The organism is Xanthobacter sp. NM-25, assembly GCF_022138605.1.
Classification (GTDB): Bacteria; Pseudomonadota; Alphaproteobacteria; order Rhizobiales; family Xanthobacteraceae; genus Xanthobacter.
In genome coordinates this window covers 1,289,178-1,300,721 of the sequence record NZ_JACBFS010000001.1, presented here as the reverse complement: position 1 = coordinate 1,300,721, position 11,544 = coordinate 1,289,178, and the positions used below count along the sequence as shown (strand labels likewise).

General features: G+C 63.7%; 11 protein-coding genes and 1 pseudogene. 11 read left to right on the top strand and 1 reads right to left on the bottom strand.

From position 1 onward, the window contains the following. From nifH to MEU52_RS05800, 10 genes and pseudogenes are all read left to right on the top strand, one after another. Positions 1–112, top strand: a pseudogene (gene nifH / locus MEU52_RS05845) (nitrogenase reductase); the annotation flags it as partial. An 86-nt stretch (positions 113–198) separates the two neighbouring features. Next, positions 199–1,704 carry a nitrogenase molybdenum-iron protein alpha chain gene (nifD, locus tag MEU52_RS05840; protein ID WP_238119128.1) on the top strand — a complete coding sequence of 502 codons (1,506 nt, stop codon included), beginning with the start codon at positions 199–201 and terminating at the stop codon, positions 1,702–1,704. A 110-nt stretch (positions 1,705–1,814) separates the two neighbouring features. Further along, complete coding sequence (gene nifK, locus MEU52_RS05835) at positions 1,815–3,374, top strand: nitrogenase molybdenum-iron protein subunit beta (protein WP_238119131.1); 1,560 nt, start codon at positions 1,815–1,817, stop codon at positions 3,372–3,374. A 144-nt stretch (positions 3,375–3,518) separates the two neighbouring features. Beyond that, a complete protein-coding gene (gene nifE, locus MEU52_RS05830; RefSeq protein ID WP_238119133.1) occupies positions 3,519–5,420 on the top strand; it encodes a nitrogenase iron-molybdenum cofactor biosynthesis protein NifE in 1,902 nt (633 codons plus the stop codon). A gap of 10 nt (positions 5,421–5,430) precedes the next feature. Beyond that, the gene (gene nifN / locus MEU52_RS05825; RefSeq protein ID WP_238119134.1) at positions 5,431–6,834 is read left to right on the top strand and encodes a nitrogenase iron-molybdenum cofactor biosynthesis protein NifN; all 1,404 of its coding nucleotides are present in this window, start codon (positions 5,431–5,433) and stop codon (positions 6,832–6,834) included. A gap of 24 nt (positions 6,835–6,858) precedes the next feature. Next, a complete protein-coding gene (nifX, locus tag MEU52_RS05820) occupies positions 6,859–7,254 on the top strand; it encodes a nitrogen fixation protein NifX (protein ID WP_238119136.1) in 396 nt (131 codons plus the stop codon). A 9-nt stretch (positions 7,255–7,263) separates the two neighbouring features. After that, on the top strand, positions 7,264–7,737 hold the full coding sequence (locus MEU52_RS05815; protein ID WP_238119139.1) for a NifX-associated nitrogen fixation protein: 474 nt from the start codon (positions 7,264–7,266) through the stop codon (positions 7,735–7,737). Between the two features lie 8 nt (positions 7,738–7,745). Further along, positions 7,746–7,946 carry a CCE_0567 family metalloprotein gene (locus tag MEU52_RS05810; RefSeq protein ID WP_238119141.1) on the top strand — a complete coding sequence of 67 codons (201 nt, stop codon included), beginning with the start codon at positions 7,746–7,748 and terminating at the stop codon, positions 7,944–7,946. A gap of 83 nt (positions 7,947–8,029) precedes the next feature. Then, complete coding sequence (gene fdxB, locus MEU52_RS05805) at positions 8,030–8,323, top strand: ferredoxin III, nif-specific (RefSeq protein ID WP_238119150.1); 294 nt, start codon at positions 8,030–8,032, stop codon at positions 8,321–8,323. Positions 8,324–8,339: 16 nt separating this feature from the next. Then, positions 8,340–8,990: a nitrogen fixation protein NifQ gene (locus MEU52_RS05800; RefSeq protein WP_238119152.1), complete on the top strand. Its 651-nt coding sequence runs from the start codon at positions 8,340–8,342 to the stop codon at positions 8,988–8,990. Positions 8,991–9,322: 332 nt separating this feature from the next. On the opposite strand, the gene pdxR is transcribed toward MEU52_RS05800, so the two are convergent. After that, positions 9,323–10,771: a MocR-like pyridoxine biosynthesis transcription factor PdxR gene (pdxR, locus tag MEU52_RS05795; RefSeq protein ID WP_238119154.1), complete on the bottom strand. Its 1,449-nt coding sequence runs from the start codon at positions 10,769–10,771 to the stop codon at positions 9,323–9,325. 124 nt (positions 10,772–10,895) lie between these two features. Here pdxR and MEU52_RS05790 point away from each other — a divergent pair, with 124 nt between their 5' ends. Continuing rightward, positions 10,896–11,543, top strand: a complete 648-nt coding sequence (locus tag MEU52_RS05790) for a pyridoxamine 5'-phosphate oxidase family protein (RefSeq protein WP_238119155.1) — start codon at positions 10,896–10,898, stop codon at positions 11,541–11,543. Position 11,544: the final 1 nt, after the last annotated feature.

The window sequence follows — 11,544 nt, the reverse complement described above, 5'->3', positions numbered from 1 at the left end:
CCCGACCCCGATCACCATGGACGAGCTGGAAGACCTGCTCATGGAGCACGGCATCATGAAGGCCGTGGACGAGAGCCAGGTCGGCAAGACCGCCGCCGAGCTCACCGCCTGATCGGCTGACACCGACGCGGCCGCCGGTCCCGTATCACCGGGGCCGGCATGCCAGAACGGCAACCCCAAGAAGAGCGAGATTTCAAGATGAGCTTGGCCGAAAAGCAGAGCGTTGCTGAAATCAAGGCCCGCAATAAGGAACTCATCGCGGAAGTTCTCAAGGTTTATCCGGAGAAGACCGCGAAGCGCCGTGCGAAGCACCTCAACGTGCACGAATCCGGCAAGTCCGATTGCGGCGTGAAGTCCAACATCAAGTCCATCCCCGGCGTCATGACCATCCGTGGATGCGCCTATGCCGGTTCCAAGGGCGTGGTGTGGGGTCCCATCAAGGACATGATCCACATCTCGCATGGCCCGGTTGGCTGCGGCCAGTATTCCTGGGCTGCCCGCCGCAACTACTATATCGGCACGACGGGTATCGATACCTTCGTGACGATGCAGTTCACCTCGGACTTCCAGGAAAAGGACATCGTCTTCGGCGGCGACAAGAAGCTCGCGAAGATCATGGACGAGATCCAGGAGCTGTTCCCGCTGAACAACGGCATCACCGTTCAGTCCGAGTGCCCCATCGGCCTCATCGGCGACGACATCGAGGCGGTGTCCAAGTCGAAGTCCAAGGAGTACGATGGCAAGACCATCGTGCCGGTGCGCTGCGAGGGCTTCCGTGGCGTGTCCCAGTCTCTGGGTCACCACATCGCCAACGACGCGATCCGCGACTGGGTGTTCGACAAGATGGATCCGGCGAAGCCGGCACCGTTTGAGGCGACTCCCTATGACGTGGCCATCATCGGCGACTACAACATCGGTGGTGACGCTTGGTCGTCCCGGATCCTCCTCGAGGAGATGGGCCTGCGCGTGATCGCTCAGTGGTCTGGCGACGGTTCTCTGGCCGAGCTCGAGAATACCCCGAAGGCCAAGCTGAACGTGCTTCACTGCTACCGCTCGATGAACTACATCTCGCGGCACATGGAAGAGAAGTTTGGTATTCCGTGGTGCGAATACAACTTCTTCGGCCCCTCCAAGATCGCCGAGTCGCTGCGCAAGATCGCCGGCTATTTCGACGACAAGATCAAGGAAGGTGCCGAGCGCGTCATCGCCAAGTACCAGCCCCTGATGGACGCGGTGATCGCCAAGTATCGTCCGCGCCTGGAAGGCAAGACCGTGATGCTGTACGTGGGCGGCCTGCGTCCCCGTCACGTCATTGGCGCCTACGAGGACCTGGGCATGGAAGTGGTCGGCACCGGCTACGAATTCGCCCATAACGACGACTATCAGCGCACCGCCCAGCACTACGTCAAGGATGGCACGATCATCTATGACGACGTGACCGGCTATGAGTTCGAGAAGTTCGTCGAAAAGATCCAGCCGGATCTGGTCGGCTCGGGCATCAAGGAAAAGTACGTGTTCCAGAAGATGGGCGTGCCGTTCCGTCAGATGCACTCCTGGGACTATTCCGGTCCCTATCATGGCTATGACGGTTTCGCGATCTTCGCGCGTGACATGGACATGGCCATCAACTCCCCGGTGTGGAAGATGACCAACACCCCGTGGAAGAAGTCTCCCTCCAAGCCGACCCTGCTCGCTGCCGAGTGATCTCGCGCAACTAGCGTTTCGTCTGCACACGCTGATCCCAGCCCCTCCCGCGTGCGGGAGGGGCAACGGGAAAGGTTTGTCGAGTTCAAGGCCCACCATAGGGGTTCGCAATGCCACAAAATGCAGATAACGTGCTCGATCACTTCGAGCTTTTCCGTGGTCCCGAATACCAGCAGATGCTGGCCAACAAGAAGCGGATGTTCGAGAACCCCCGCGATCCGGCCGAAGTGGAACGGATCCGCGAGTGGGCCAAGACGCCCGAATACCAGGAAAAGAATTTCGCCCGTGAAGCCCTGACCGTGAACCCGGCCAAGGCGTGCCAGCCGCTCGGCGCGGTGTTCGTGGCGGTCGGCTTCGAGAGCACGATCCCGTTCGTGCATGGCTCGCAGGGCTGCGTGGCGTACTATCGCTCGCACTTCTCGCGCCACTTCAAGGAGCCCACCTCCTGCGTGTCCTCGTCCATGACGGAAGATGCGGCGGTGTTCGGCGGCCTCAACAACATGATTGACGGCCTCGCCAACACCTACAACATGTACAAGCCCAAGATGATCGCTGTCTCCACCACCTGCATGGCGGAAGTCATCGGCGACGATCTCAACGCCTTCATCAAGACGGCGAAGGAGAAGGGCTCCGTTCCGGCGGAATACGACGTGCCGTTCGCTCACACCCCGGCCTTCGTCGGCAGCCACATCACCGGCTACGACAACGCCATGAAGGGCGTGCTCGAGCACTTCTGGGACGGCAAGGCCGGCACCACCGACAAGCTGGTGCGCGAGCCCAATGAGAAGATCAACTTCCTCGGTGGCTTCGATGGCTACACCGTCGGCAACCTGCGTGAGATCAAGCGGATCTTCAATCTGATGGGTGTCGAGTACACCATCCTCGGCGACAATTCCGACGTCTGGGATACCCCCACCGACGGCGAGTTCCGCATGTATGATGGCGGCACCACGCTGGAAGAGGCGGCCGCCGCCGTCCACGCCAAGGCCACCATCTCCATGCAGGAATACTGCACCGAGAAGACCTTGCCGTTCATCAAGGGCCACGGTCATGAGGTGGTTGCGTTCAACCACCCTGTGGGCGTCGCCGCCACCGACAAGTTCCTGATGGAAGTCTCCCGCATCACCGGCAAGGAGATCCCCGAGGAACTGGCCAAGGAGCGTGGCCGCCTGGTGGATGCCATCGCCGACTCCTCGGCCCACATCCACGGCAAGAAGTTCGCCATTTATGGTGATCCGGACCTCTGCTATGGCCTCGCCGCCTTCCTGTTGGAGCTGGGCGCCGAGCCGACCACGGTGCTCGCCACCAACGGCGGTCCGAAGTGGGCGCAGAAGATGCAGGCGCTGTTCGATAGCTCGCCGTTCGGCCAGAACTGCAAGGTCTATCCGAACCGTGACCTGTGGCACATGCGCTCGCTGCTGTTCACCGAGCCGGTGGACTTCCTGATCGGCAACACCTACGGCAAGTATCTGGAGCGCGACACGGGCACCCCGCTGATCCGCATCGGCTTCCCGATCTTCGACCGTCACCACCACCACCGTCGGCCGGTGTGGGGTTATCAGGGCGGCATGAACGTCCTGATCACGATCTTGGACAAGATCTTCGACACGATCGACGCCAACACCATCGTGCCGGCCAAGACCGACTACTCGTTCGACATTATCCGTTGATGTCTCTCTCCCGGGCGGCGCTGCCGCCCGGGAGTTGTCTTTGGCTACGAGCCGGTTCCGGGGCCCCGCCCGATCCGACCCGACCGGGAGAGTTCCGCAAATTCCTTGTGATCTGACACAGCCCTTTTGTTGAAGGAGAGATCCATGAGCTCGTTGTCCAACACGATTCAGGCCGTCTTCAACGAACCGGGTTGCGCGAAAAACCAAAACAAATCCGAAGCCGAGAAGAAAAAGGGCTGCACCAAGCAGCTGCAGCCCGGCGGTGCCGCCGGCGGCTGCGCTTTCGATGGCGCCAAGATCGCCCTTCAGCCCTTCACCGATGTCGCCCACCTGGTGCACGGCCCCATTGCCTGCGAAGGCAACAGCTGGGACAACCGCGGCGCCAAGTCGTCGGGCTCGAACATCTGGCGGACCGGCTTCACCACCGACATCAATGAGACGGACGTGGTGTTCGGCGGCGAAAAGAGGCTGTTCAAGTCCATCAAGGAAATCATCGAGAAATACGACCCGCCGGCCATTTTCGTCTACCAGACCTGCGTGCCCGCCATGATTGGCGACGACATCGACGCGGTCTGCAAGGCGGCCAAGGAGAAGTTCGGCAAACCGGTAATCCCGGTCAATTCCCCCGGCTTCGTGGGCCCCAAGAACCTCGGCAACAAGCTCGCCGGCGAAGCCATCCTCGAGCACGTCATCGGCACCGAGGAGCCGGAATATACGACACCCTACGACATCAATATCATCGGCGAATACAACCTCTCCGGCGAGCTGTGGCAGGTGAAGCCGCTGCTGGATGAGCTGGGCATTCGCATCCTCGCCTGCATCTCCGGCGACGGGAAGTATAAGGATGTGGCCTCCTCCCATCGCGCCAAGGCGGCGATGATGGTGTGCTCCAAGGCGATGATCAACGTCGCCCGCAAGATGGAGGAGCGCTACGACATCCCCTTCTTCGAAGGTTCCTTCTACGGCATCGAGGATTCCTCGGATTCGCTGCGTGAAATCGCCCGCATGCTGATCGAGAAGGGTGCCGATCCCGAGCTGATGGACCGCACCGAGGCGATCATCGCCCGGGAAGAGAAGAAGGCGTGGGATGCCATCGCCAAGTATAAGCCCCGGTTCAAGGGCAAGAAGGTGCTGCTTATCACCGGCGGTGTGAAGTCGTGGTCGGTGGTCGCGGCTCTGCAGGAGGCCGGGCTGGAGCTGGTCGGCACCTCGGTGAAGAAGTCCACCAAGGAGGACAAGGAGCGCATCAAGGAACTGATGGGCCAGGACGCCCACATGATCGACGACATGACGCCGCGCGAAATGTACAGAATGCTCAAAGACGCGAAGGCGGACATCATGCTGTCGGGCGGCCGCTCGCAGTTCATCGCGCTCAAGGCGAACATGCCCTGGCTCGACATCAACCAGGAGCGCCACCACGCCTATATGGGCTATGTGGGCATGGTGAAGCTGGTCGAGGAGATCGACAAGGCGCTCTACAACCCGATCTGGGAGCAGGTGCGCAAGCCGGCACCGTGGGAGGATCCCGCCAACAGCTGGCAGGCACGGGCCATCGCCCAGATGGAGGCGGAAGCGGCGGCCCTCGCCGCCGATCCGGTAGCGGCGGAAGCCGCGCGGCGCGCCAAAAAGATCTGCAATTGCAAGAGCGTGGATCTCGGGACGATCGAGGACGCCATCGCCGCCCACGGCCTCACCACCGTGGAGGGCGTGAAGCAGCACACCAATGCCTCCGGCGGCTGCGGCGCCTGCGCGATCCGCATCGAGGAGATCCTGGAGGCGAAGGGTGTCGCGGCCCCGCCGGCGGTGATCACCGATCCGGTGGCGGCGGAAGCCGCGCGGCGGGCCAAGAAGGTCTGCAATTGCATGAGCGTCGATGTGGGCACCATTGAGGACGCCATTCGCGCCCAAGGACTCAACACCGTGGCGGACGTGAAGGCACACACCAAGGCCTCGGGCGGCTGTGGTAGCTGCGCCGAACGGGTGGGCGACATTCTCTCCAGCGTGAACGATGGCGATGCCTCCGGCACGCTGGTGGCGGCGGAGTGAGGGGCCCATCATGGCGAAGCTGATCCCCACCAAGAAGGCATGTGCGGTCAATCCCCTGAAGATGAGCCAGCCGATCGGCGGCGCGCTCGCCTTCATGGGCCTGCGTGGCTGCATGCCGTTGCTGCACGGCTCGCAGGGCTGCACCTCGTTCGGCCTGGTGCTGTTCGTGCGTCACTTCAAGGAAGCCATTCCGCTGCAGACCACCGCCATGAGCGAGGTGGCGACGGTGCTCGGCGGCCTGGAGAATGTCGAACAGGCCATTCTCAACATCTACAATCGCACCAAGCCGGAAATCATCGGCATCTGCTCCACTGGTGTCACCGAGACCAAGGGCGACGACGTGGATGGCTATATCAAGCTGATCCGCGGCAAGTATCCGCAGCTTGCCGATTTCCCGATGGTCTATGTCTCCACGCCGGACTTCAAGGATGCCTTTCAGGATGGCTGGGAGAAGGCCGTCGCCAAGATGGTGGAGAGCTTGGTGAAGGTGCCCGACCCGGGCGCGGCGAAGGACCCGACCCGCGTCAACGTGCTGCCCGGCTGCCACATGACCCCGGGCGATCTCGATGAGCTGCGCGCCATCATCGAAGACTTTGGCCTGACGCCGTCTTTCCTGCCGGACCTGGCGGGCTCGCTCGATGGTCACATCCCCGACGATTTCACCCCCACCACCATTGGCGGCATCGGCGTCGATGAAGTGGCGACCATGGGCGATGCAGCCTGGACCATCGGCATTGGCGCGCAGATGCGCCGTGCGGCCGAAGCGATGGAAAAACGCACCGGCTCCAAGGCCCGGGTGTTCGAGCGCCTGTGCGGGCTGGCACCGAACGATGATTTCATCATGTTCCTGAGCGAGATCTCCGGCAAGCCGGTGCCGCGGAAGTATCGGCGCCAGCGGGGCCAACTGGTCGACGCCATGCTCGATGCCCATTTCCACCTGGGCGGGCGGCGCCTCGCCATTGGTGCGGAACCCGACCTTTTGTTCGATGTCGGCTCCATGCTGCACGAAATGGGCACGCAGATGGTGGCCGCAGTCACCACCACTCAGTCGCCGGTGTTTGAGCGCCTGCCCGCCGACGAAGTGCTGATTGGTGATCTGGAAGACTTGGAAACCCTCGCCAAGGAGCGAGGGTGTGATCTGTTTCTCACCCATTCCCATGGCCGCCAAGGGGCCGCGCGCCTCGGCATCCCGTTCCACCGCATCGGCATGCCCATGTTCGATCGCCTGGGGGCGGGGCACCAGCTGAGCGTGGGCTACCGGGGCACTCGGGACCTCATCTTCAACATCGCCAACCTCGTGATCAAGGACCACGAGGACCATCACGAGCCGACGCCGGACACCTGGCGTCCCGGTGCCGAGGGGCACGGACATGGGGGCGATGCTGGCACGACTTCTGCTACGACCCATCACTAAGAAGAATGTCGAGGCGATCGCATCATGAAAGTCGCATTTGCTACGCAGGATCTGAAGCGGGTCGACGCACATTTCGGATGGGCCAAGAACATCGCCATCTATGAGGTGAGCCCCGATGGGAGCCACTTTGTGGAGGCGATCGAGTTCGATGGCGATCTGAAGGAAGACGGGAACGAGGACAAGCTCGCCCCCAAGATCGACGCCATCAAGGATTGTGCGATTCTCTACGTGGCAGCGATCGGCGGTTCCGGCGCGGCGCGCGTGGTGGCCAACAATATTCACCCCATGAAGGTGAACCAGCCGGAAGAGATCGCCGATCTCATCGACAAGCTCTCCGAAGTGCTGAAGGGCACTCCGCCGCCCTGGCTCCGCAAGGCGCTGAACAAGGGCAAAGAACGCACGCTCGATTTTGAGGATTGAGGACGCACCATGGCCGAAGCAGCAGATGCCACCATCGCGGTGGTTCCCGCCGAAGAGACGCCCTTCGTCAAGGAATTGATCAAGGTCTGGCGGGCCCAGGACACCCATGGGGCCTGGGAGGGCAAGAAGGACCTCGATCTTCTCGAGCCTTATATCCTCGACAAGGAAGCCCGCCGGGCGCTGCCGATCATCGGTGATCCCGATCCCGAGACCATCTGGCGGCTCGAGCTGTTCTTCAACGCCGTCTGTCTGCTGATCGAGCGCGAGACCCGGGTGATGATCTCGCCGATGCTGAAGATGAGCCACGAGGGCTTCGGCCGCATGGTGCTGATCGGCGGGCGGCTGATTGTGGTGAACAAGCAGCTGCGCGATGTGCACCGCTTTGGTTTCGATAATCTCGGCAAGCTGGCGGAGGAGGGCGCGAAATACGTCAGCTCCGGCGTCGAGATGATCAAGAAATTCCCTGACGTGGCCAATTATTGAGGACTGACATGAGCGATATCGACGCGCTGAAGGCCGAACTCAAGAAGCTGTCCGCAAAGGCGACCCAGGCCAAGATGGACCTTCATGACCTCTCCGAAGAACTCCCGGTGAATTGGGAGCAGATCATGGATGTGGCCACGAAGGCGCACAATGCGTTCGCGGAGCTGGAGAAGAAGCGCGCGGACCTGAAGGCCCTGGAGGCCGCCTGATTTTCACCATCGGCGCTGGGCCGCGGAATGTCGCGGGCCGGCCCGGTCCCGTAAGTGACCTGAACCTGGAAGGTCGTTTTCCCATGTCTAACGAAACCCGAGATGGTCGAGCTTGGCAGCCAGACTACCTGCTCGATATCGATGCGGAGAAGTGCATCGGTTGTGGGCGCTGCTACAAGGTGTGCGGCCGGGACGTGATGACCCTCAAGGGCATCAACGAGGATGGCGAAGTGGTCAGCCTCGATGATGACGAGGATGATGAGGTGGAAAAGAAGGTCATGGTCATGAACGACACCGGCGCCTGCATCGGCTGCGGCGCCTGTGCGCGGGTGTGTCCGGCCAATTGCCAGGTGCACGGCCTGGAAAAGGCAGCCTGATCGGGGAGGCGCGGCGATGGCGGCGGAAGAGGTCTACGACCAGCTTCTCGCGACGCCTGCTCCGGCGGGCTGGGATGCGTTCGATCGTCATGTCGTCGCCGCCATGGTTTCGCTGGCCATGGAAGAAGGGGCGCGGAGCGGGCAGGGGGGCTTGGCTGGCTTGGGGCTTTCGGCTCTCGAGTTTCGCCAGCTCCTCGACGCCGGGTTTCCCGGCGCCGCGGCGTCGCTGGCGCCCTGCCTCGCGGCGGAAGGCGTGCCGCCCGATGGGGAGGAGGACTCCATTCGCGACATTCTTCGCCTCTATTGCTCCACCGGTGACGGGATCGAGCAATGGCTCATCGCGATGATTGCCCGTCGGTGCAAGGCGCCCCATCATCTGTGGCAGGATCTCGGCCTGCGGGATCGCGGGGAGCTGTCGCAGCTCATGCGGCGGCATTTCGCGCCATTGGCGGAAAAGAACCGCAACGACATGAAGTGGAAGAAGTTCCTCTATCGCATGGTGTGCGGCACGGAAGGCTTCAGCCTGTGCACCGCCCCAGTCTGTGCGGAATGCGATGATTTCGCCGTTTGCTTCGGTGCCGAGGATGGCGAAAGCCGGCTCGCAAGAACCCGTAACGGGCGTCTTGCCACGGGCGCGGAAAAGGATCTGCCGTTGGCGGCGGAGTAGAGCCCCGCAGAAACGCATCAGTTCAAACGGAACGCTGGGTCTTGTCATTCCGCGCTCCGGTGCCCAGGGCGCGGTAATGCTGGGTGCGCCGATGCGGTGGAGCGTGAAAGCGATGTGCGGCGGCGTGATGCGCCCCACATCGCCGGTGCGGGGGCGGAGCGCAAAACCGGCTTGGCTTGAGGGGCTTCTGATCGGCCGCTTCGGGCGCAACTTTATCCTACAGCGTGACCCCCACGTAACCGACAAGTAACCCCTGGGAGAGCCCCGCTGTGTTCATGGCGCCAGCCATGCAGTGCTCGTTCCTGTTCGGCTGGGTTCGGTACCGCGCGGCTTCAATCAAAGATGCGGGGGAGGCGGCTGAAGGCGGTGTCCAGCTCCGCGACTGTCAGCGGGGCGAAGCCGATGAGCAGCGCGCGGGCCAACCGTTCCGGGGTGTCGCGCACGGCGCAGGCGGCGGCGGGGTAGAGGCCGACGCCGGCGCACCGTGCGGCGGCCGCAACCGTGGCGGCGTCGGGGGCGTGGGGCGCCAGGGTGCCATAGAGATGCAGGCCGCCGGAATTGGGGCTCACGGCGAGACGCGGGCCGAACACCGTGCGAAGGCCGGAGAGCGCAGCCTCGCGGCGGGGCCGATAGGCGGTGCGCAGGCGGTTCAGGTGCCTGCGGTAGCGTCCGCTTTCCAGAAAGGCGGCGAGGATCTGCTGGTCGAGCCAGGACTGGCCATAGCTCATCAGGCTCTTGGCCGCTTCGGCGGCGGCCACCAGGGTGGGGGGCACCACCATGTAGCCGAGCCGCAGTCCACTGCCGATGGTCTTGGAGAACGAGCCCACAAAGAGCGTGCGGGTTGAGCGGTCCATGGCGGTGATGGCCGGCGCGGGTGGCGGCGCGAACAGGATCTCGCCGTCATAATCATCCTCGACGATGAAGGCGCCAACGGCGGAGCAGGCGGCGATGAGCGCCTGCCGGCGGGCGTGGCTCATGGCAATCCCGGTGGGAAACTGGTGGGCCGGGGTGACGTAGACGAGCCGTGGGCAGAGCGCGGCGATGGCAGTGCACACGAGCCCCTCCGCATCCACCGGCGCCGGGCACAGCCGAGCGCCCTCTGCGGCGAACACGTGGCCCGCGGCGGCGTAGCCCGGCGTTTCCACCACCACGGCATCGCCGGCGCGCAGCACCAGACGGGCGATGAGGTTGAGGGCCTCCTGGGCGCCGGAGGTGACGATCACCTGCTCCGGCGCCACCGCCAGCCCGCGCGAGGTGGCAAGATGGGTGGCGATGGCCTGGCGCAGGCGCGGCTCGCCGCCGACCGGTCCATAGCTGGCGAGCCCGATGGCGCAGGCGTCCAGGGCGGCGTTGCCGAGGCTGCGCCACACATGGGCCGGAAACAGGCGCGGGTCGCCGTGGCCATACCACAGGTCGAGCACCGGCCGGCGGTCGGTGCGGGTGAGCAGTGGCGGCATGGCGACCGGCTCGGCCACTTGCGGCGTGGCTGCCGGGGCGGCGTCGATCAGGGGCGTGGGGCCCATCGGCGGGGGCGCGGCTGGCCGGTCCGCAACGAAAACACCGGCCCCCGCACGCATTTCCACATAGCCTTCCTCGGCCAGGCGCTCATAAGCCAGAATGACGGTGTTGCGGGATACCCTCAGGCGCTGGGCCAGCTCGCGGCTGGAGGCGAGGCGGCTGCCCTTCGGCAGACGGCCCATCTGCACCAACTCGCGGGTGGCCAGAAAAATCTGCTCCTGGAGGGTGACGTCGCTGGTCCTGTCGAGCCCGATCGCAAACATGCCGTCAACCGTCCGTTCCGTCCGGAGCCACTGGTTCCATCCGGCGCCGCTGTGCCGGATCTATGGCCTCGCATGGGCGCGATCCATGGTGTGTGGCACTGGTGTTTTGATCGAGGTTTGTTCCATGTCCAGCCCCCCGAGCGCACGAACCCGCGTGAGGCGGTATCATCATATCGCCCATTACGATGCGGCCACCATCCATGCCATTCTCGATGCCATGCCCATGTGCAATGTGGGCTATGTGCACGAGGGCCAGCCGGTGGTGACGCCCACCTTGCAGTGGCGCGAGGGGGATCGGATCTATTGGCACGGCTCCTCCGCCAGCCGCATGATCCGGGCGGTGAAGAGCCAGCCGGTATGCGTCACCGTCACCATCTTCGATGGCCTGGTGCTGGCGCGCTCCGCCTACAATTACAACATCAACCACCGCTCGGTGATGATCTTCGGCGTGGCCGAGATGGTGGAGGATCCACAGGAGAAGCGGCGCCAGCTGCAGCGGTTCGTGGATGGCTTCATCCCCGGCCAATGGGATCGCCTGCGGCCGGTGACCGAACAGGAGTTGAAGGCCACCACGCTCATGTCGCTACCCATCACCGAGGCATCGGCCAAGGTGCGGACCGGGCCGCCGGAGGACGAGGCCGCGGATTATGCCTTTCCGGTGTGGGCGGGGGTGGTGCCGGTGCGCATGGCCATCGATGCGCCGGTGCCCGATCCGCGCAACTTGCCAGGGGTGGAGATGCCGCCGGAGGTGCGGGCCTTCAAGATCGGCTGAC